15 protein-coding genes are annotated in these 21,438 nt (G+C 73.2%); 4 read left to right on the forward strand and 11 right to left on the reverse strand.

Annotated elements, in window-relative coordinates; translation table 11 throughout:
• Nucleotides 1-69: 69 nt before the first annotated feature.
• The 5 genes from AC4IHM_RS12505 to AC4IHM_RS12525 form a co-directional block, all read right to left on the reverse strand.
• Nucleotides 70-1,170, reverse strand: a complete 1,101-nt coding sequence (locus AC4IHM_RS12505) for a serine/threonine-protein kinase (RefSeq protein WP_490867148.1) — start codon at nt 1,168-1,170, stop codon at nt 70-72.
• Between the two features lie 111 nt (nt 1,171-1,281).
• Entirely contained in the window at nt 1,282-3,084 is a 1,803-nt protein-coding gene (locus tag AC4IHM_RS12510; RefSeq protein ID WP_490867149.1) for a serine/threonine-protein kinase, read from the reverse strand.
• Between the two features lie 146 nt (nt 3,085-3,230).
• Complete coding sequence (locus AC4IHM_RS12515) at nt 3,231-6,233, reverse strand: serine/threonine kinase C-terminal domain-containing protein (RefSeq protein ID WP_490867150.1); 3,003 nt, start codon at nt 6,231-6,233, stop codon at nt 3,231-3,233.
• 153 nt (nt 6,234-6,386) lie between these two features.
• The gene (locus AC4IHM_RS12520; protein WP_490867151.1) at nt 6,387-8,483 is read right to left on the reverse strand and encodes a serine/threonine-protein kinase; all 2,097 of its coding nucleotides are present in this window, start codon (nt 8,481-8,483) and stop codon (nt 6,387-6,389) included.
• Between the two features lie 136 nt (nt 8,484-8,619).
• Entirely contained in the window at nt 8,620-10,326 is a 1,707-nt protein-coding gene (locus AC4IHM_RS12525) for a glycerol-3-phosphate dehydrogenase/oxidase (RefSeq protein ID WP_490867152.1), read from the reverse strand.
• A gap of 313 nt (nt 10,327-10,639) precedes the next feature.
• Between AC4IHM_RS12525 and AC4IHM_RS12530 the strand changes: the two genes are divergently transcribed.
• Nucleotides 10,640-11,848, forward strand: a complete 1,209-nt coding sequence (locus AC4IHM_RS12530; RefSeq protein ID WP_490867153.1) for a nucleotide sugar dehydrogenase — start codon at nt 10,640-10,642, stop codon at nt 11,846-11,848.
• Between the two features lie 73 nt (nt 11,849-11,921).
• On the opposite strand, the gene AC4IHM_RS12535 is transcribed toward AC4IHM_RS12530, so the two are convergent.
• From AC4IHM_RS12535 to AC4IHM_RS12550, 4 genes are all read right to left on the reverse strand, one after another.
• The gene (locus tag AC4IHM_RS12535) at nt 11,922-13,046 is read right to left on the reverse strand and encodes a GuaB3 family IMP dehydrogenase-related protein (protein ID WP_490867154.1); all 1,125 of its coding nucleotides are present in this window, start codon (nt 13,044-13,046) and stop codon (nt 11,922-11,924) included.
• Between the two features lie 105 nt (nt 13,047-13,151).
• Nucleotides 13,152-14,657: an IMP dehydrogenase gene (guaB, locus tag AC4IHM_RS12540; protein ID WP_490867155.1), complete on the reverse strand. Its 1,506-nt coding sequence runs from the start codon at nt 14,655-14,657 to the stop codon at nt 13,152-13,154.
• Between the two features lie 140 nt (nt 14,658-14,797).
• On the reverse strand, nt 14,798-15,385 hold the full coding sequence (locus AC4IHM_RS12545; protein WP_031034860.1) for a sigma-70 family RNA polymerase sigma factor: 588 nt from the start codon (nt 15,383-15,385) through the stop codon (nt 14,798-14,800).
• A gap of 279 nt (nt 15,386-15,664) precedes the next feature.
• Nucleotides 15,665-16,276 (reverse strand): response regulator transcription factor, encoded by a 612-nt coding sequence (locus tag AC4IHM_RS12550; RefSeq protein WP_003948568.1) that lies wholly within the window; start codon nt 16,274-16,276, stop codon nt 15,665-15,667.
• A gap of 390 nt (nt 16,277-16,666) precedes the next feature.
• Here AC4IHM_RS12550 and AC4IHM_RS12555 point away from each other — a divergent pair, with 390 nt between their 5' ends.
• The gene (locus AC4IHM_RS12555; protein ID WP_490867156.1) at nt 16,667-16,999 is read left to right on the forward strand and encodes a WhiB family transcriptional regulator; all 333 of its coding nucleotides are present in this window, start codon (nt 16,667-16,669) and stop codon (nt 16,997-16,999) included.
• 65 nt (nt 17,000-17,064) lie between these two features.
• Here AC4IHM_RS12555 and AC4IHM_RS12560 read toward each other — a convergent pair whose 3' ends face one another.
• The gene (locus tag AC4IHM_RS12560) at nt 17,065-17,985 is read right to left on the reverse strand and encodes a LysR family transcriptional regulator (protein ID WP_490867157.1); all 921 of its coding nucleotides are present in this window, start codon (nt 17,983-17,985) and stop codon (nt 17,065-17,067) included.
• An 81-nt stretch (nt 17,986-18,066) separates the two neighbouring features.
• On the opposite strand from AC4IHM_RS12560, the gene AC4IHM_RS12565 reads away from it, so the two are divergent.
• Together AC4IHM_RS12565 and AC4IHM_RS12570 are read left to right on the forward strand one after the other, a co-directional pair.
• Nucleotides 18,067-18,735: an MOSC domain-containing protein gene (locus tag AC4IHM_RS12565; protein ID WP_490867158.1), complete on the forward strand. Its 669-nt coding sequence runs from the start codon at nt 18,067-18,069 to the stop codon at nt 18,733-18,735.
• Between the two features lie 96 nt (nt 18,736-18,831).
• A complete protein-coding gene (locus tag AC4IHM_RS12570) occupies nt 18,832-19,605 on the forward strand; it encodes an SDR family NAD(P)-dependent oxidoreductase (RefSeq protein WP_490867159.1) in 774 nt (257 codons plus the stop codon).
• A 168-nt stretch (nt 19,606-19,773) separates the two neighbouring features.
• Here AC4IHM_RS12570 and groL read toward each other — a convergent pair whose 3' ends face one another.
• Nucleotides 19,774-21,396, reverse strand: coding sequence for a chaperonin GroEL (gene groL / locus AC4IHM_RS12575; protein ID WP_490867160.1), 1,623 nt, complete (start codon nt 21,394-21,396; stop codon nt 19,774-19,776).
• Between the last annotated feature and the right edge of the window lie 42 nt (nt 21,397-21,438).

Here is a 21,438-nt window from a genome sequence, read left to right on the forward strand (position 1 = left end):
ATCGCGCCAGGCCCGTCCGATTCCACCGCCGGTGCCCGGCGGTCACAGACCCGTGACGCGTCTTGCCGCTTATCTCCTGTTTAGGTCCGATGCGGCGGACTCCGGCACGGGTGCGGCCGGAGCCCCGGTGGACACGGGCGGGGACACGGGCCGCGTCGTCGGTGTCACGGGCGCCGAACTCGTCGGCGTACCGCCCCCGTCGTCGCCCCGGTCCGCGAGCAGTGCCGCCGCCGAGATGCCCGCGCCGGCCGCCGCGACGACCAGCAGCACCGCCATGAGCAGGTTCCGCCTCACCCGGCGGGGCGGGCCGGTGCCGGGCGTCGCGGGAGTGCGGCCCGTGCTCAGGAAGGCGCGCAGCATCTCCTGCGCCGACGCCGCGTCCAGCCGCCGTCGCGGGTCGCGCTCCAGCAGGCCCCGTACGACCGGGAGGAGCGGCCCGGCCTGGGCGGGCGGGCGGATCTCGTCGGTGACCACGGCGTGCAGGACCCCGCCCAGCGAGTCGCGGTGGAAGGGGGACACGCCGCTGACGACCGCGCACAGCAGCACGCCCAGGGACCACAGGTCGGACTCCGGTCCGGTCGGGGCGCCGGCCATCCGCTCCGGGGCGGTGTACTCGGGGGAGCCGACGAAGGAGCCGCTCTCGGTGAGGGTGGTGGCGCCCGCGACCTGGGCCACGCCGAAGTCGGTGAGGACGACCCGGCCGTCCTCGCCGATCAGCACGTTGGACGGTTTGACGTCCCGGTGCAGGATGCCGGCCGTGTGCGCGGTGCGCAGGGCGTCGAGCAGGGCGATGGCGATCCTGGCGGCCTCGCCGGCGCCGACCGGGCCGTGGGTGAGGACGCGGTCGGCGAGCGAGCCGCCGACGACCAGTTCCATGACCATGTACGCGCGTTCGTCGTCCTCCACAACGTCGTGCACGACGATGACGTGCGGATGCCTCAGCTGTGCGACCGCGCGTGCCTCGCGCAGGGTGCGTTCACGGCGCCGCCGTGCGTCGGCCGCGGAGAGGGTCTCGTCGAGGGGGAGGGCCTTCACGGCCACTTCGCGGGCGAGCAGTTGGTCGGTGGCCCGCCACACGATGCCCATGCCGCCCCGGCCGAGCCGCTCGTGGAGCCGGTACCGGCCCGCGATGACACGCCCGCCCGCCCCCTCGGTCACCATGCGCCCCATCATGCCCCACCGGACGCGCCGGCTCCGTGCCCTCGTCACACGGGTGGCCGACAACCGGCGGGCGCGCGCCCGCCGTTGCGGCGGCTTCCGGCCACGGCCCGGCACCGGTTCTCAGCCGGTCTTCTCCTGCCAGCTGCGCAGCACCGCGTTGAACTGCTGCCGCGTGGTCGGCCAGTCGTCGGCGGGCCCCGACATGTAGAGGGCGTACTCGACGCCGTCCCGGGACATGTACGTCTCCTCGACGGCGTGCCGCGGGCCGGGGAAGGAGGTGTCCTTCGCGAGCGCGGTCCAGGTGTACTCCCACCGGGCGCTCTCGTGGTCGCGGTAGGTGGTGCGCTCCAGGGTGACGCGCCGGTAGTCGACCAGCCGCTGGAGCTGTGCCTCCAGGTCGAGCTGGTGCGCGTAGGGGTCGTTGTAGTCGGGGTCGGTGTCGACGGATATGCGGACGAAGTGTTCGCCGCCGTCGGGGGTGTAGTCGGTCTGCTGGAGATCGCCGCTGCCGTCGAGCGCCTTCCGCTGCCAGTCCTCGGGCAGGTAGAGGCTGAAACCCAGCGGGTCGTCCCGGCGGACCCAGCCCGCCGGGACGGAGCCACCGGGGCCCTGGCCGGTCGTGGCGGAGGGAGAGGCGGAGGCCGACGGGGACGGCGTGGCGGTGGGGTCCGGGCCGGCCGTCGAGCCGCCGTTGTGGCGCTGCTGGAGGAGCACGGCGGTGCCCGCGCCGATGAGGGCGGCGACGGCGACGACCAGGGCGAGCGTGCGCAGGCGACCGCGGCGGGGGCGCCGGGAGCCGGCGCCCTGCGGCCCGGCCGGCGCCTGCCCCGGGGCGCCGGGGCCCGTCGGCCCATGGCCCGACGGCGGGTGCCCCGATGCCGGGTGGCCCGCCGCGGGGTGGCCCGTCACCGGGTGGCCCACGGCCGTCGGACCGGTGGTCGCACCGGGCGTCGGCGGGTACGGCGTCGCGGTGGTCCCGCCCGCCGGACCCGGTGCCCCCGGTGCTCCGGCTGTCCCCGATGTCCCCGGCATCTCCTGGTGGACCGTGTCGCCCTGCCGCGCCGGGGCCGCGTACCCGGTCGGCGCGTACGCCTGGCCCGCGTCCGGCCGCCGGCCCTCCGCCGCCTGCGCGAGCAGGTGCTCGGCCTCGGTCGCGTCGGGCCGCGTCGCCGGGTCCTTGCGCAGCAGGGCGTCGATGACGGGCGCGAGCGGACCGGCGTACCGGGCCTCGGTGGCCTCCTCCTCGACGACCGCCTGCATGGTGGTGAGCGGCGTGGTGCGGCGGAACGGCGACCTGCCCTCCACCGCCGTGTACAGCGTCGCGCCGAGCGCCCACAGGTCGGAGGCGGGGCCGGGGTCGTGGCCGCGCACGCGCTCGGGAGCGAGGTAGTCGACGGAGCCGACGACCTCTCCGGTACGCGTGATGGTGCTGTCGCCCTCTATCTGCGCGATGCCGAAGTCGGTGAGCAGGACGCGGCCGTCGTCGGCGAGCAGCACGTTGCCCGGCTTGACGTTGCGGTGCAGGACGCCGGCGGTGTGCGCGGCGCGCAGGGCCCGCAGCACCCACAGGCCGATCCGGGCCGCCTCGCGCGGCTCGACCCGCTCCTCGTCCTTGACCGCGTCGGCCAGCGAGCGTCCCTCGACCAGCTCCATCACGATCCAGGGCCGGCCGTCGTGCTCCAGTACGTCGTGCACGGTGACGACGGCCGAGTGGTTGATCCGCGCGGCGGCGCGCGCCTCGCCCCGGGTACGCGCCAGCAGTATGGCCTGATCGCTCTCGGAGACGTAGAGCGCGGCCGTCAACTCCTTGATGGCGACGATCCGGTGCAGCACCTCGTCGTGTGCGCGCCACACCCGGCCCATGCCGCCGCTGCCGATGGCTTCTTCGAGCCGGTAACGGCCCGCGACGAGCCGGCCCTGCATCTGATTCACGTTGCCCCGCAATGGTCTTGTCCAGGGCCAGACTAGGGACCGGCCCCCGTACGGGGAACGGTTGGGGTGGCATGGAAACCGCTCTGTGACGGTTGTCGCTTTCCGTGACGGCAGTCAACCGTCGGGGCGGACCGCGTTCAGCCCGTGTACTGGTAGGTCTTCGACGCCTGCTCGTACAGCCGGCTCACCTCGTCGCGCTCCGCCTCCGGGCCGCGGACCTGGACCACGTGGTAGCGGTCGCCGATCAGGATGGCGACATTGCGCACGTACAGTTCGCCGCCGTTGGTGCCGGTCCAGGTGAACTGCCCCTCCGCCATGGTGCGTCCGCCGACCTCGATGGTCTTCAGACCGCTGGAGGTGGCCCAGCTGGAGGCGCGGTACGGCGCCAGTTCGCGTTCGCTGTCGCGCTGATAGGTCATCGGGTCGGTGCCGAACTCGGAGGTGCGGTCGCGGCCCGGCACGACGACGAGTTCGAAGTCGCCCTTGCCGTAGACGATCTGGCCGCTGCCGTTGGCGGGGGTGCGCTTCCAGCCCTCGGCGACGGCGACCCGGAAGCCCGCGGGGTCCGTGCGCAGGGTGAAACCGTCGGCGACGTTGGACTGCGTCCCGGTGGAGCCGCCCGCCGTCTCCGAGGCCGGGGGGTCGGACTTCGGGGAGGTCTGCTCCGGGCGGGGCTCGCTGCTCACGTCCGCGGAACGTTCGGGGGGCGCCTGGCTCGCCTCGCCCGCGGCGCCCGTCCGGTCGGTGGCACCGGTGCCGCCCGTGTCGTTCCCCGGCATGAAGAACATGGCGTACGCGATCGCCCCGGCCAGCACGAGCAGTATCAGCAGGAGCAGCGTCCGGCCGAGGCTGCGGGGGGAACCGCTCGTCTCCCGCCGGTTGCGCTTGTGCCGTCCCTGGTGCGCGGGCAGCCCGGTACGCCGCCTGCGCACCAGCTCGCCGCGGCGGCGCACGATGGGCAGCCGGCCGGTCTCGGCGGGCGGGACCGCGATGACGTGCAGGCCGGCGTCCGGCTCGGGCGCCGAGCGGACGAGGGAGCGCAGCCAGCCGCGCAGCTCCTCGAAGTCGAGGCGCTCGGTGGGGTCCTGACGCAGCAGCGACTCCACGACCGGCCGCAGCGGCCCGCACTCCTCGGCGAACGCCGGTGGCTCCGCGCACACGATCTGCACCAACTCGGCGGTCGACTCCTCCGGGTAGGGCGCGTGCCCCTGTACGGCGCGGTAGAGCAGCGCGCCCAGCGCCCACAGGTCGGTGGCGGGGCCGATGGGCGCGGCGAGCTGCCAGTTCTCGTGCACGGGCCCGGCCTGTTCCGGCGCCCAGCGCTCGGTCACCGGTCCGACCACGGCCATCCGCGTCTGCCGGGCCCGCTCGGCGGCGAGCGCGGTCGCGGGGCCACGCGGCACGGGGGTGCGGGCGACCAGGTCGTCCCAGCGCCCGGTGGTGGCGGGACCGGCCCCCTCCGGCCGAGACGCGACGGGCAGAGCCCGCCCGTCCACCGGGGCACCGTGCGCGGAAGCGGCCCGGTCCCCCGCCGAATGGGGCGCGGAAGCGGCCCGGTCCCCCGCCTGATGGGGCGGGACAGCGGCCGGATCCCCGGTCCGAGCCGCCCCGGAGGGGCCGGGATCGCCCGCCTGACGGGGCGTGGGGCGGCCCGCGTCCCCGGCCGGCCGCCGGGGCGTGGCACCGTGCCAGGAGGTCGTGCCCACGCCGTAGGGGTCGGCGATCTGGCCGGGCGGGGCGGCGGCCCCGGGCGACGTGCCGTGACCGGCGGCATCCGCGCGCCGGCCGTCGGGCCCCCCGTCGTCGCCGAACCCCGGCGCCCCGCCCGGGAGGTCGGAACCGACCGCGTACGGGGACTGGCCTGGCCCGGACACGTAGGAGGCACGCCCGGTATCCGTACCCGGACCGTCACCGGGCGCGGCACCGTGGGAGGACCCGTGACCGGCGTCGTACGCGGACCCCGGCCCCGCGTCGGGCCCGGCCTCCCGCGAGAACCGACCGGCGTCGCCCGCGTCCGCGGCATGCCCGTTGCCGGACGCGGCTCCGTAGGACGGCCCCCCGTCCCGCGAAGACCGGTCGGCGCCCGCGTCCGTGGGATGTCCGTTGCCGGAAGCCGTGTCGTGGGGTGCCTGGCCGGGTTCACGGGCGGCGGGGAGGGCCGCGCGGCCGTTCTGCGCCTCCTGGACGCGGGCCGCGGCCCTGGCACCGGCGCGGTACGCGGCGATCGCCCCGGCGCGCGCGGCGCGTACGTCCCCGCTGGTGTCGAGCGACGCGGGCGCGAGCCCGGCGGGCACTCCGCCCGGTCCCCGGCCCCCGGGCACCGGCAGCTCGCCGACGCCCCGGGCCTGAATCGCGGCCCGCCGGGCGGCCTCGGGGTCGGCGTCACCCGGACCGAGGATCCCGGCCTGGGCGCCGGGCCCGAGGCCCACCGCTCCGTTTCCGGCACCGGCGCCCCCACCCGGGCCGAAGGTCCCGTTCGGATCGACCGCGCCGCCGGGTTCCTCGTCGGGCGCGGGGACCGGGTCGTACCCGCACAGCGCCTCCTCCGCGGCCCCGACCGCCAGACCGGTCAGCATCACGCGCCCGTCGTCGCAGACGAGCACCGTGCGCGCGGTGATGTTGCGGTGGACCCAGCCGTAGGTGTGCAGCACCCGCAGTGCCAGGAGGATGTCGGAGGCCACCTCGGCCGCCCGGTACGGCGTCAGCGACTGCTCGGCGAGCAGCGCGGCCAGGGGCCTGGCGGCCACCAGTTCGCTGACGATCCACAGCGAGCCGCCCTCGGCGAACACGTCGAAGACCTGGTCCAGGCGCGGGTGGTCGGGGACGGCGGCCGCGGCCTGCGCGGCCTCGACGGCGCGCCGTACCACCGGGTCGGCCGGCCGCCGTGGGCCACCGGCCGCGGCCGACGGCCGCCTGCCGGGGTGCCGGGCGCCGCCGTCGCGGGCCGTGAAGCCGTCGGGCAGACCGTCCGCGTCGAGCACCTCCGCCTCGACGACCTCCGGCAACGGCACCTGCCTGACCAGGACCTCCTGTCCGCTGTACGTGTCGAAGGCCCGGGTCTCGGTGAGTTCGTACTCGTCGGACGGCGGCAGGGGCAGCCGGTAGCGGTCGGCGAGTACCCGTCCCGCATAGTCGTCCACGTCGCCACCCCCGGCAGCCCGTCGGTCAATTCCGTTCGCCCGGCGGCCCGTTCCGGCTGCGTACGGTCCGCGAGCACTCACGATACGTGCCGGAGTCAACCCGCAAAGAGGGGATGCCGGATATCGGTCCGCTCAAACCCTCGCCACGCCCGCTCAGGACTTGGGCTCGAAGGTGTTCGCCAGCGTCTGCCAGGCGTCCCGGCGCAGGTCACCGTCCCAGTCGTCGGCCCTCGCGGTGTACATGAGGGCGTAACCCTGGTGGTCGTTGACGACGAACCCCCGGTCCACGGTGCGGTACTTGGTGCCGCCGTCGCTGTAGGTGAACTCCCAGTCGGCCGCGTTCCAGCCCCGGTAGTCCACCTTCTCTATACGGACCTTCTGGTACTGCGCGCGGACCATGTACCGCTCCTGGCTGTTCCAGTCGGCGACCGGGTCGCCCTTGGGCGTGGAGGTCCAGGCGACCAGCAGCTTCTGCCCGTTCGGGCCGGTGAACCGGTCGCCCGCGGCGCTCGTGGACCCGTACTTCCAGCCCTCGGGCAGGCCGATGCTGTAGCCCTGGCTGCCCTGATGGGTGGTGGCCACGTTCTCGTCGCCGGACTTTCCGGCGTCGGACTTCCCGTCGTCCTCGGACCCGGAGGCGTCGTCCGAACCGGTCCCCTCGTCGCCCGACACGCTCGCGCCGGAGCCCGGAGCACCGGCCGAGGTCCCGTCCTTGGCCGGGTCGGAGGCGGAGCCGTCGGTACCGGTCCCGCCGCCCTCGTCCTGCTTGGTGTCACCGCTCGCGGTGGCGGAGGCGACGGGCTTCGTACCGCCGCCCTCGGCACCGTTCTTGTCGTCGTCGCCGCCGAGGGTGAGGGCCAGCACGGTGCCGAGCACGGCGAGCGCCACGACCACCGCGATGATGATCAGCGTCCGGCGCGGCACCACGTCGGTGAGCGGTGCCCGGGGCGCCGGCCGCGGCGGCAGGTCCGGCGGCGGCACGACGGGCCAGCCGGAACTGCGCACAGCACCGGGGGTGTTCGGCGCACCGGCGCCCGAGCCGCCTCCGGCCCGGGTACCGGGCACGGTACCGGCGCCCGGCCCCCGCGCGGGCGGCGACGCGGCGGCGGCCGTTCCGGCGTCGGACGGCATCCCGGCGGCGCCCGGAGCGGTGGTCGCCCCGGCCGGCCCCGACGCGGGGGCGGCACTGCCCGGCTTGGTCCGCGAGGCGGCGGCGGCACCGGCCGCACCGGCGCCGACGGCGGCCTTGCGCACGGAGCGCAGCGCCCCGCGCAGCCGGTCGCCGGGCTCCTCCGCCCGCTTGCCGCCGCCGGCCGAACCGCCCCGGCGGGTCCGCCGGTCCGGCTGGGCCGGCAGCGGCACCACCTTGGTGACATCGGCCGGCTCGGCGTCGGCCGCGGGGGCGTGGACGACCTTGTCGAGCAGGGCGCGGGCGCCCTCGTCGTCGAGCCGGTGCGCGGGATCCTTGGTGAGCAGCCCGTGGATGACCTCCCGCAGCGGGCCGGCGTTCCTCGGCTCCTCCAGGTTCTCCGTCATCACGGCGGTGAGGGTCGCGATCGCGGAGCCCTTGTCGTAGGGCGGGGTGCCCTCCACGGCCGCGTACAGCAGTCCGCCCAGCGACCAGAGGTCGGCGGCCGGGCCCGGCTTGTGGCCGCGGGCGCGCTCCGGGGAGATGTAGGAGGGGGCGCCGACGAGCATGCCGGTGGAGGTGATGGAGGGGTCGCCCTCGACCTGGGCGATGCCGAAGTCGGTGAGCACGACCCGGCCGTCCTCGGCGATCAGCACGTTCGACGGCTTCACGTCGCGGTGCAGGATGCCCTCGCGGTGCGCGGAGCGCAGCACGTCGAGGACGGCGAGGCCGACCTCCGCCGCGCGTTTCGGCTCCAGCAGCCCGTCCTCACGGATGACCTCGGCGAGCGACTTGCCCTCCACCAGTTCCATCACGATCCACGGCCGGTCGTCCTCCTCGACCACGTCGTAGACCGTGACGGCGCTGTTGTTGCGGATCCGCGCGATCGCCTTGGCCTCGCGCAGCGTGCGCGTGATCAGGCGCCGCTTCTCCTCCTCGTCGATGTTGCCCGGGAACCGCAGCTCCTTGACGGCGACCGTGCGTCCGAGGGTTTCGTCCTCCGCCCGCCACACCGTCCCCATGCCGCCGCGGCCGAGCACGTCTCCCAGCCGGTACCGCCCGGCGAGGAGACGTGCGCTCTTGTCCGTACGGGATGTCCCCGCCCGCTCCGCCTCCGACATGCGTCCCCTCATGCAACCCGCCCTGACAGAGCCTTCATTGTCCCTCACGCGACAAGTGCTCGACGCCCAGGGTGCCACTGGGGACAATGGTGCACCGGGACGGGCCGTCCCGGTGCACCACCCGCCCCGGCGGCCCCTACCGGGACACGATGTCGGGCGCCCCCAGCCGCGCCACGTCGGCGGTCAGGTCGTCGGGCTGACGCTGCGACTCCCGCTCGGCCTCGACCCTCTTCTCGTAGTGCTGGACCTCCCGTTCGACCTGGTCCTTGTCCCAGCCCAGCACCGGTGCCATCAGCTCGGCGGCCTCCCGGGCGCTGCGCGTGCCGCGGTCGAAGGTCTCGATGGAGATGCGGGTGCGCCGGGTCAGTACGTCGTCCAGGTGCCGTGCGCCCTCGTGCGAGGCGGCGTAGACGACCTCGGCCCGCAGATAGTCGTCGGCGGCGTGCAGCGGCTCGCCCAACGAGGCGTCGTCGGCGACGAGTTCCAGCACTTCCTCGGCCAGCGCCCCGTACCGGTTGAGCAGGTGCTCGACGCGCACCACGTGCAGGCCGGTGCGCGCGGCGATCCGCGCCCGCGCGTTCCACAGCGCGTGGTAGCCCTCGGCGCCGAGCAGCGGGGTCTCCTCGCTGACGCTGTCGGCGACCCGCATGTCCAGTCCGTGCACGGCCTCGTCGACGGCGTCCTTGGCCATCACCCGGTACGTCGTGTACTTGCCGCCCGCCACGACGACCAGGCCGGGCACCGGGTGCGCGACGGTGTGCTCGCGCGACAGCTTGCTGGTGGCGTCCGACTCGCCGGCCAGCAGCGGGCGCAGACCGGCGTACACGCCCTCCACGTCGTCGCGGGTGAGCGGCACGGACAGCACCGAGTTGAGGTGTTCCAGCAGGTAGTCGATGTCCGCGCTGGACGCGGCGGGATGGGCCTTGTCCAGGTCCCAGTCGGTGTCCGTGGTGCCGATGATCCAGTGCCGGCCCCAGGGGATGACGAAGAGCACGGACTTCTCGGTGCGCAGGATCAGCCCGGTGCTGGAGTGGATGCGGTCCTTGGGGACGACCAGGTGGATGCCCTTGGAGGCCCGGACGTGGAACTGGCCGCGCTCGCCCACCATCGCCTGGGTGTCGTCGGTCCACACCCCGGTCGCGTTGACGACCTGCTTGGCGCGGATCTCGTACTCCCCGCCCGCCTCGACGTCCCGCACCCGCGCGCCGACCACGCGCTCGCCCTCGCGCAGGAAGGAGACGACCCGCGCGCGGTTGGCGACCTGGGCGCCGTACGCCGCCGCCGTGCGCACCAGGGTGGCCACGAAACGGGCGTCGTCCATCTGTGCGTCGTAGTACTGGAGCGCGCCGACCAGCGCGTCCTTCTTCAGGGCGGGGGCCACGCGCAGGGCGTGACGCCGGCTCAGGTGGCGGTGCACGGGCAGGCCCCGGCCGTGGCCGCGGGCCATCGACATGGCGTCGTAGAGCGCGACGCCCGATCCCGCGTACAGCCGCTCCCAGCCCTTGTGCCGCAGCGGATACAGGAACGGCACCGGCTTCACCAGATGCGGTGCGAGCCGCTCCAGCAGCAGCCCGCGCTCCTTCAGCGCCTCCCGTACGAGGGCGAAGTCGAGCATCTCCAGATAGCGCAGGCCGCCGTGGATCAGCTTGCTGGACCTGCTGGAGGTGCCCGAGGCCCAGTCCCGTGCCTCGACCAGGCCGGTGGACAGGCCGCGGGTCTGGGCGTCGAGCGCGGTGCCCGCACCGACCACACCCGCGCCCACCACCAGGACGTCCAGTTCACGCTCGGCCATGGCCGCGAGCGACTCGGCGCGCTGCGCCGGCCCCAGTGTCCCTGTCCTCACTGCTGCCTCCCGCTGTCGGTCGCGTCGGCCGCACCCGTCGGGCGAGCCCGGTTCCTGCTAACCACCATGCCCAGATTCTGGCCGACCTGCCCGACATCGGTCGTCGCGCGCTCGCGGCCTGTGGACAACCCTTCCCGGGAATCCCGGTGAAACCCCCCGGTACCCCGAGTCCCGTCGACACTCGCCGAAACCAGGCCGATCAATCCCGCAAATCGGTCATATTTACTCCTAGTCTGACGTTGTGCTCGCCCATCCTGTCCACCGGGCTTGCGCACCTGTCCCGCTTCGGCTACTGGGAAGGACGGCCCACGCCATGCCCGCAGATCTCGCCGTCATCGGACTCGGCCCGTACGGCCTGCCGCTGGCCCAGGCAGCCGTCGCCGCAGGCATCCCCACCCTCGGCTACAAGACCGGGCCGGAGCCCGGCCCCCTCTCCCCCGCCGAGCTGCGCCGGATGCTCTCGGGGGGCTTCCGCACCGCGGCGGGCCCGGCCGAGCTGGGCCGGGTGCGCACCGCGGTCATCTGCGCGCCCACCCCGCCGGCCCCGCACGGCGGCCTGGACCTGACCCAGGTGGAGGCCGCGGCCCGCACCCTGGCCGCGCACATGCGCCCGCACACCACGGTGATCCTGGAGTCGCCGGTGCGCCCCGGGACGACGGAGGAGTTCCTGCGCCCGATCCTGGAGCAGGGCTCCGGCCTGCGGGCCGGCCGCGACTTCCACCTCGCCTACTCGCCCAGCCGCGTCGACCCCGGCAACCGCGACTTCACCCCGGCCAACACCCCGAAGGTCATCGGCGGCCTCACCCCCGCCTGCACCGAGTCGGCCGCCGCCTTCTACAGCCGCCTCACCGACAAGGTGGTACGCGCGCGCGGCCCCCGCGAGGCGGAGACGGTCCAGCTCCTGGAGACCAACTTCCGCCACGTCAACATCGCGCTCGTCAACGAGATGGCCGTGCTCTGCGACGACCTGGGCGTCGACCTGTGGGACGTGCTGCGCTGCGCGGAGACCAAGCCCTTCGGCTTCCAGGCGTTCCGCCCCGGCCCCGGCGTCGGCGGCCACTCCGTCCCCCAGGACCTGACCGGCCGGGCCCCCCACAGCCTGCGCATGGTGGAACTGGCCCAGCAGGTCAACTCCCAGATGCCCCGCTACGTCGTCCAGCGCGCCGCCGCCCTCCTCAACGAGCACGGCAAGTCCGCGCGCGGCGCCCGCGTCCTCCTGCTCGGCGTCACCTACAAGGCCGACCTCGCCGACCAGCAGGCGACCCCGGCCGAGGAGATCGCGACCCGTCTGATGGGCCTGGGCGCCGCCGTCAGCTACCACGACCCGCACATCCCGTCCTGGAAGGTCGCGGACCGCCCCGTCCCCCGCGCCGACTCGCTCTACGAGACCGCCGCGGACGCCGACCTCACGATCCTGCTCCAGCAGCACCGCACGTACGACCTCCAGGGCCTCTCGGTGAAGGCCCAGCTCCTGCTGGACACGCGGGGGGCGACGCCCACGGGGGCGGCACACCGGCTCTGAACGCGCGCCCCCCGGCACACGCCGAGGGGCCCGGAGCGCTCGCTCCGGGCCCCTCGGTACGCCGTACGGGTGATTACCGGCGGTGCTGCGAGTCCGCCACCGTCACCTCGACGCGCTGGAACTCCTTCAGCTCGCTGTACCCGGTCGTGGCCATCGCCCGGCGCAGCGCGCCGAAGAAGTTCATCGAGCCGTCCGGGAAGTGGGACGGGCCGGCGAGGATCTCCTCGATGGTGCCGACGGTGCCGAGGTCGACCTTCTGGCCGCGCGGCAGCTCTCCGTTGACGGCCTCCATGCCCCAGTGGTGGCCCCTGCCCGGCGCGTCGGTCGCGCGGGCCAGCGGCGAGCCCATCATCACGGAGTCGGCGCCGCAGGCGATCGCCTTGGGCAGGTCGCCGGACCAGCCGACCCCGCCGTCGGCGATGACGTGCACATACCGGCCGCCGGACTCGTCCATGTAGTCCCGGCGGGCCGCCGCCACGTCCGCGACCGCCGTCGCCATGGGCACCTGGATGCCCAGCACATTGCGCGTGGTGTGCGCGGCGCCGCCGCCGAAGCCGACGAGGACGCCCGCCGCGCCGGTGCGCATCAGGTGCAGGGCGGCGGTGTAGGTGGCGCAGCCGCCGACGATGACCGGGACGTCCAGCTCGTAGATGAACTGCTTGAGGTTGAGGGGCTCGTGCGAGCCGGAGACGTGCTCCGCCGAGACCGTCGTGCCACGGATGACGAAGAGGTCGACGCCCGCGTCGACGACCGCCTTGGAGAACTGGACGGTGCGCTGCGGGGAGAGCGCGGCCGCGGTGACCACGCCCGAGTCGCGCACCTCCTTGATGCGCTGCCCGATCAGCTCCTCCCTGATGGGAGCGGCGTAGATCTCCTGGAGGCGGCGGGTCGCGGTCTGCGCGTCCAGTCCGACGATCTCGTCGAGCAGCGGCTGCGGGTCCTCGTGCCGGGTCCACAGGCCTTCGAGGTTCAGCACGCCGAGGCCGCCCAGCTCGCCGATGCGGATGGCGGTGGCCGGGGAGACGACCGAGTCCATGGGAGCGGCCAGGAACGGCAGCTCGAAACGGTAGGCGTCGATCTGCCAGGCGATCGAGACCTCCTTCGGGTCCCGGGTACGGCGGCTGGGGACGACGGCGATGTCGTCGAAGGCGTACGCCCGGCGGCCGCGCTTGCCGCGCCCGATCTCGATCTCAGTCACGTCTGTGGCCTTTCCCTGATGCGTTGCAGCGCCTTCCAGTATCCCCGACGGGCACGGCGAGGGCGGCCCCGGATGCTCGCGGGGCCGCCCTGGAAGGCCTGCCGGCTACTTGCCGCGGCTGTAGTTCGGTGCCTCGACCGTCATCTGGATGTCGTGCGGGTGGCTCTCCTTGAGACCGGCGGAGGTGATCCGCACGAAGCGGCCCTTCGACTCCATCTCCTCGATGGTGGCGGCCCCCACGTACCCCATGGTCTGGCGCAGGCCGCCGACGAGCTGGTGCAGCACGTTGGCCAGCGGGCCGCGGTAGGGCACCTGGCCCTCGATGCCCTCGGGCACGAGCTTGTCGTCGGAGGAGACCTCGGCCTGGAAGTAGCGGTCCTTGGAGTACGACCTGCCCTGGCCCCGGGACTGCATGGCGCCCAGCGAGCCCATGCCGCGGTAGGACTTGAACTGCTTGCCGTTGATGAACTGCAGCTCGCCCGGCGACTCCTCGCAGCCCGCGAGCAGGCTGCCCAGCATCACCGTGTCGGCGCCGGCGGCCAGGGCCTTGCCGATGTCGCCGGAGTACTGCAGGCCACCGTCGCCGATCAGCGGGACGCCGGCCTGGCGGGCCGCGAGCGACGCCTCGTAGATGGCGGTGACCTGCGGGACGCCGATGCCGGCGACGACGCGGGTCGTACAGATGGAGCCGGGGCCGACCCCGACCTTGATACCGTCGACGCCGGCGTCGATCAGGGCCTGAGCGCCGTCACGGGTGGCGACATTGCCGCCGATCACGTCGAGGCCGACGCTGGACTTGATCTTCGACATCCAGGTCAGGGCGTTGCTGTTGTGGCCGTGCGAGGTGTCGACGACCAGGAAGTCCACGCCCGCCGCGGCCAGGGCCTGGGCACGGTCGAGGGCCTCGGGGCTGGCGCCGACGGCGGCGCCGACCAGCAGCCGGCCCTCGGAGTCCTTGGCGGCGTTGGGGTACTGCTCGGCCTTGACGAAGTCCTTGACCGTGATGAGGCCCTTGAGGATGCCCTCGTCGTCGACCAGCGGAAGCTTCTCGATCTTGTGGCGGCGCAGCAGTCCCATCGCGTCCACACCGGAGATGCCGACCTTGCCGGTGACCAGCGGCATCGGCGTCATGACCTCGCGCACCTCGCGGGTGCGGTCGGTCTCGAAGGCCATGTCGCGGTTGGTGACGATGCCCAGCAGCCGCCCGGCCGGGTCGGTGACCGGGACACCGCTGATGCGGAACTTGGCGCACAGGGCGTCCGCCTCGCCCAGGGTGGCCTCGGGGTGCACGGTGATCGGGTCGGTGACCATGCCGGACTCGGACCTCTTGACGAGGTCGACCTGATTGACCTGGTCCTCGACGGAGAGATTGCGGTGCAGGACGCCGACGCCGCCCTGCCGGGCCATCGCGATCGCCATGCGCGACTCGGTCACCTTGTCCATCGCCGCGGAGAGCAACGGGATGTTGACCCGGACGTTGCGGGAGATCCGGGACGAGGTGTCGACCGCGCCGGGCAGCACCTCTGAGGCGCCCGGCAGCAGCAGCACGTCGTCGTAGGTCAGCCCGAGCGTCGCGAATTTCTCGGGCACTCCGTCGACGTTGGCAGTCATGACACCTTCCCCAAATGGCCTTGATCGGTGCGGATGCCCATGCTAACGGGAACGGAAGGCGTCTCATTCCACGGTCCGGGACCACGGCGGGCTTCGTACTTTCGTACGGGAGCCGGCCGCGGTGCGTTCACCCGGAGGGGCTACTGCTCCGCCAGGGCCCGCAGCCGGCTCAGGGCCCGGTGCTGTGCGACCCGCACGGCCCCGGGTGACATTCCCAACATCTGGCCGGTCTCCTCGGCCGTGAGCCCGACGGCGATGCGCAGCAGGAGCAGCTCGCGCTGGTTCTCGGGCAGGTTGGCCAGCAGCTTCTTGGCCCAGGCGGCGTCGCTGTTGAGCAGCGCGCGCTCCTCGGGGCCCAGTGAGTCGTCCGGCCGCTCGGGCATCTCGTCGGACGGCACGGCCGTCGAGCCGGGGTGCCGCATCGCCGCGCGCTGGAGGTCGGCGACCTTGTGGGCGGCGATGGCGAAGACGAACGCCTCGAAGGGGCGTCCGGTGTCCTTGTAGCGGGGCAGCGCGAGCAGCACGGCGACGCAGACCTCCTGGGCGAGGTCCTCGACGAAGTGCCGTGCGTCGCCGGGCAGCCGGGACAGACGCGTGCGGCAGTAGCGCAGCGCCAAGGGATGGACGTGGGCGAGCAGGTCGTGCGTGGCCTGCTCGTCCCCGTCGACGGCGCGGTGGACGAGCCCACCGACCGTCCCTTGATCAGGGGGCGCCTCGTCGTCACGCATCGGTCCATGGTGCCTTGCGGCCGTCCGATCCGTGGCTCCGCGCCCGTTGTTGTGCACCGAAGCGTTATGAGCAGGTGCGCCGGAACTCATCCCCTGCGCCCTCCCCTCCCGCTCGACCGACTCGTCCCCGAGGAACTCCACACCTCAAGGATGCGGCATCCGCGGCGAAACGAGCAGCGGGCACCCGGCGGGTCGCCTTGTCACCCCCGCTCACCTCGCGGTAAGCGGGGATCGTCGCGTCCCCGACGGGTCCGTTCGGCCTCCACCGCACGGGATGCCCTAGCGGACCAGGCCCCACCGGAAGCCGAGCGCCACCGCGTGCGCCCGGTCCGAGGCGCCGAGCTTCTTGAAGAGCCGCCGGGCGTGCGTCTTGACCGTGTCCTCGGAGAGGAACAGCTCGCGGCCGATCTCCGCGTTGGAGCGGCCGTGGCTCATGCCCTCCAGGACCTGGATCTCACGCGCGGTGAGCGTGGGCGCGGCGCCCATCTCGGCCGAGCGCAGCCGGCGCGGGGCGAGCCGCCAGGTCGGGTCGGCGAGGGCCTGCGTGACGGTGGCGCGCAGTTCGGCGCGCGAGGCGTCCTTGTGCAGATAGCCACGGGCACCGGCGGCGACCGCGAGGGCCACGCCGTCCAGGTCCTCGGCGACGGTGAGCATGATGATGCGCGCGCCGGGGTCGGCGGACAGCAGCCGCCGGACGGTCTCGACGCCGCCCAGGCCGGGCATGCGCACGTCCATCAGAATCAGGTCCGAGCGGTCGGCACCCCAGCGGCGGAGGACTTCCTCGCCGTTGGCCGCCGTCGTCACGCGCTCGACGCCGGGCACGGTCGCGACCGCGCGGCGCAGCGCCTCTCGGGCAAGCGGGGAGTCGTCGCAGACGAGGACGGAAGTCATGGCCGTCCTCCGCAGCTGATGCGCGTCACGTTGAGCCTCCAGGCTGGTACGAAATCGTCACCTGTGCGGTCGACCGTCCCGGACGCCCGCCCGAGCACTTGTTCCTTCAACCGCCTCCGCACTCTCAACGATGGTCACTCGAAAGAGTTACGGGGCTGTGTGTCGTCTTCGGCACTCTACGTGAGGGGCCCGCCACGCAGCAGACATGCGCGTGGGACCCGCGCCGTTTCATCACAACCGGTGCCCCATTTAGCCGCTTTTCTTCCACTTCGCTAGTGTCTGCGGCTAGATTCGCGATGAGTCATATTTTCATCTCCTTAGATCGTAGTTGTACGGTTGTGGACGCCGTACCCGCCGGATCTACCCATATCGGCTACAAGGGGTCACGCAATGGCAGATTTCTCCCGCCTTCCCGGACCGAACGCGGACCTGTGGGACTGGCAGCTCCTGGCCGCGTGCCGCGGGGTGGACAGCTCGCTCTTCTTCCATCCGGAGGGCGAACGCGGTGCGGCGCGAAGTGCTCGCGAGAACTCGGCCAAGGAGGTCTGCATGAGGTGCCCGGTCCGCGCCGAGTGCGCGGCGCACGCGCTCGCGGTGCGTGAGCCGTACGGCGTGTGGGGCGGGCTGACCGAGGACGAGCGCGAGGAGCTGATGGGGCGGGCGCGCAACCGCCTGGTGACCGCGTCGGCACCGGCCGGCGGAGAGTCGGCCGCACATCCCTGAAGGAACGTTTCTCCCGAGCCCTCGAAGAACCCCAACCACCCGGAACGCCCGCGGCTCCCGGGCCCTCAGCGCGTCGCCGACTGGCGCGCGCCCGCTCGGGCCAGCTCGTCCAGCGTCGCCGCCACCGCCGGCACCTGGGCCAGGTCGGGCAGGGTGAGCGCGACGATCTCCCGCCGCACCGCGGGCTCCAGCGTCACCGTGCGCACGCCCCGGGGCCGTACGGACTCGACGGCGAGCCGGGGCAGGACCGCCACGCCCAGACCGGCGCCGACCAGGCCGGCGACCGCCGGGTAGTCGTCGGTCGCGAAGTCGATGCGGGGGGTGAACCCGGCGCCCTCGCAGACCTCCACCAGCTGACCGCGACAGCGCGGACAGCCCGCGATCCACGACTCCCGGGCAAGCTCGCCGATGGCCACCGACCCGGCGCCCTCCGTGCGCGCGAGCCGGTGCCGCTCGGGCACCAGCGCCACCAGGCGGTCGGTCAGCAGCGGCCGTACGACCAGGTCGTCCCACTCCTTCGCACCGGCCGCGCCCTCGTAGCGGAAGGCCAGCGCCACGTCGCAGTCGCCCTCGCGCAGCAGCTCGACGGAGTCCGGCGGCTCGGCCTCCTCCAGGAAGACCCGGGTTCCGGGGTGCGCGGCACGCAGCGCGGCCAGGGCGGTCGGTACCAGGGTGGAGCTGCCGCTGGGGAAGGAGACCAGCCGGACCCGCCCGGCGCGCAGCCCGGCGATGGCGGCGACCTCCTCCTCGGCCGCGGTGAGCCCGGCGAGGATCCCGGCGGCGTGCCGCACCAGCGACTCACCGGCCTGGGTCAGCCGCGTCTCGCGACCGGTGCGCACCAGCAGGGGCGTGCCGACGGAGGCCTCCAGGGCCTTCATCTGCTGACTGACGGCGGGCTGGGTGCAGCCCAGCTCGCGTCCCGCGGCGGAGAAGGAACCGGTCGACGCCACGGCACGCAGCACCCGGAGATGACGAGCCTCGATCACGCACCCGAGCATAAGGGACTCTTTGGCCGGACGCCGAATAATGCGTCGACGCTTTGACGAGGACTGTCCTACCGTTCCGCCATGAAGCTTCTGTCAGTCAATCTGGGCCGCGCGCAGGCCGTGCCGTACACGGACCAGCCCGAGGGCGTCACCGGCATCGACAAGCGTCCGACCGACGAACCCGTGCGGGTGGCGGCGCCCGGGGCGAAGGGCGTCGGGGCGAGCGGACTGGCCGGCGACGCCGTGTGCGACACACGCCATCACGGCGGCGACGACCAGGCGGTGTACGCGATGGCGCGCGAGGACCTGGACGAGTGGGAGCGCGAGCTGGGCCGCCCGGTGGCGAACGGCTCCTTCGGCGAGAATCTCACCACCACGGGCCTGGACCTCACCGGCGCCCTGATCGGCGAGCGCTGGCTGGTCGGAGCGGACCTGGTGCTGGAGGTCACGTCCGGACGCATCCCCTGCCGCACCTTCCAGGGCCATATGGGTGAGCAGCGGTGGATGAAGCGCTTCATGGACAAGGGCGCGCCGGGCGCGTATCTGCGGGTGATCGAGCCCGGTGAGATACGGGTGGGCGACCCGGTGCGGATCCTGCACCGGCCCGCGCACGAGGTGACGGTGGGGCTCCAGTTCCGGGCGGTGACGACCCGGCGGGACCTGCTCCCCCGGCTGCTCGCGGCGGGCGAGGCACTGCACTCGGACACGTTGGCCGCGGCACGCAAGTACGTGGCGGTGTACAGCGCCTGATCCGGCCTCACCAGGAGTTTCCGCACCGGCTCCGCCCGAGCCGCGGTCCAGGTGCGCGAGGCGCTCCCGCGCGGTCCCGACCCATAACCTTGCGCCATGACAACGGCATTGATTACCGGATCGACGGCGGGCATCGGCGCCGCGTTCGCGCGGCGGCTGGCGGCCGACGGACATGACCTGGTCCTGGTGGCCCGCGACACCGGGCGGCTGCGCGAACAGGCGACCGAACTGCACGACCGGCACGGCATCGAGGCGAAGGTGCTGACGGCCGACCTGGCCACGGACACCGGCATCGAGGCGGTGGCCGCCCGGCTGGGCGAGCGCAGGAACCCCGTCGACCTGCTGATCAACAACGCCGGTTTCGGCAACAAGGGCCGTTTCCTCGACGTCCCCATGGCCGACGAGCTGACGATGCTCAAGGTGCACTGCGAGGCGGTGCTGCGGCTGACCTCGGCGGCGGTGGAGCCGATGCGGGAGCGGGGCCGCGGCGGCGTCGTCAACGTGGCCTCGACCGCGGCCTTCGTACCGCGCGGCACCTACGGCGCCTCCAAGGCCTGGGTCGCGCAGTTCACCCAGGGCGTGGCGAAGGACCTGGCCGGCAGCGGTGTGCGCCTGATGGCCCTGTGCCCCGGCTTCGTCCGCACGGAGTTCCACGAGCGGGCCGGCATGGGCACGGACAACATCCCGAACTGGATGTGGCTCGACGCGGACAAGGTCGTCGCGGCAGCCCTCGCCGACCTCGCCCGCGGCAGGTCCCTGTCCATCCCGGACCCCCGCTACAAGACCCTGATGGGCGCGGCGAAGCTGGTACCCAGGGGAATGCTGGGCGGGCTCACATCCCGGACGGGAAGAAAGTACGGCCCGCAGTAAGCGCCGCGCGGGAGAGCGCCCCGCAGGGGCGCGGGGAACTGCGCGAGCACCCCCACGACGCCGCACCCGGCCCGGAACCGAACGGGGCGGGCGAGAAGCCGGAGTCGCCCAAAGAAACGGTGCCCAGCCCCCGCAGGGAACTGGGCACCGTACGGCTCGGCGCAGCGCTCAGTGGGAGTGGCCGTGGCTGTGGCCGGCGGCCGGCTCCTCCTCTTCCTTCTTCTCGACGACCAGGGTCTCGGTCGTCAGGAGGAGGGAGGCGATGGAGGCGGCGTTCTCCAGGGCGGAGCGGGTGACCTTGACCGGGTCGATGACGCCGGCCTTGACCAGGTCGCCGTACTCGCCGGTGGCGGCGTTGAAGCCCTGGCCCTTGTCCAGCTCGGCGACCTTGGAGGTGATGACGTAGCCCTCCAGGCCGGCGTTCTCGGCGATCCAGCGCAGCGGCTCGACGGCGGCGCGGCGGACGACCGCGACACCGGTGGCCTCGTCGCCGGTCTTGCCGAGGTTGCCCTCGAGGACCTTGACGGCGTGGACCAGCGCGGAGCCGCCGCCGGAGACGATGCCCTCCTCGACCGCGGCGCGGGTCGCGGAGATGGCGTCCTCCAGACGGTGCTTGCGCTCCTTCAGCTCCACCTCGGTGGCGGCGCCGACCTTGATCACGCACACGCCGCCGGCCAGCTTCGCGAGGCGCTCCTGGAGCTTCTCGCGGTCCCAGTCGGAGTCCGTGGACTCGATCTCGGCCTTGATCTGGGCGATGCGGCCGTCGACCTCGTCGCGCTTGCCGGCACCGTCGACGATCGTGGTGTCGTCCTTGGTGACGGTGATGCGGCGGGCGGTGCCGAGCACGTCCAGGCCGACCTGGTCGAGCTTGAGGCCGACCTCCTCGGAGATGACGGTGGCGCCGGTGAGGACGGCCATGTCCTGGAGCATCGCCTTGCGGCGGTCGCCGAAGCCCGGGGCCTTCACCGCGACGGCGTTGAAGGTGCCGCGGATCTTGTTCACGACGAGGGTGGAGAGCGCCTCGCCCTCCAGGTCCTCGGCGATGATCAGCAGCGGCTTGGAGGCGTTGGCCTGGATGACCTTCTCCAGCAGCGGCAGCAGGTCCGCGATGGAGGAGATCTTGCCCTGGTTGATCAGGATGTACGGGTCCTCGAGGACGGCCTCCATGCGCTCCTGGTCCGTCACGAAGTACGGCGACAGGTAGCCCTTGTCGAAGGCCATGCCCTCGGTGAAGTCCAGCTCCAGACCGAAGGTGTTGGACTCCTCGACGGTGATGACACCGTCCTTGCCGACCTTGTCCATCGCCTCGGCGATCAGCTCGCCGACCTGCTGGTCCTGGGCGGACAGCGCGGCCACGGCGGCGATGTCGGACTTCTCGTCGATCGGGCGCGCGGTGGCGAGGAGGTCCTCGGACACGGCGGCGACGGCCGCGTCGATGCCCTTCTTCAGCAGCGCCGGGGAGGCGCCGGCCGCGACGTTCCGCAGGCCCTCGCGGACCAGCGCCTGGGCCAGCACGGTGGCGGTGGTGGTGCCGTCGCCCGCGATGTCGTTGGTCTTGGTCGCCACCTCCTTCACCAGCTGGGCACCGAGGTTCTCGTACGGGTCCTCGACCTCGACCTCGCGGGCGATGGTGACGCCGTCGTTGGTGATGGTGGGAGCGCCGAACTTCTTGTCGATGACGACGTTGCGGCCCTTGGGGCCGATCGTCACCTTCACCGTGTCGGCGAGCTTGTTGACGCCGCGCTCGAGGGCGCGACGGGCGTCCTCGTCGAACTTCAGGATCTTCGCCATGGGAGCGTGAGCCCTCTTCCGGAAATCTTGGGGTTATACGGC

This window comes from Streptomyces sp. SL06, assembly GCF_058244745.1.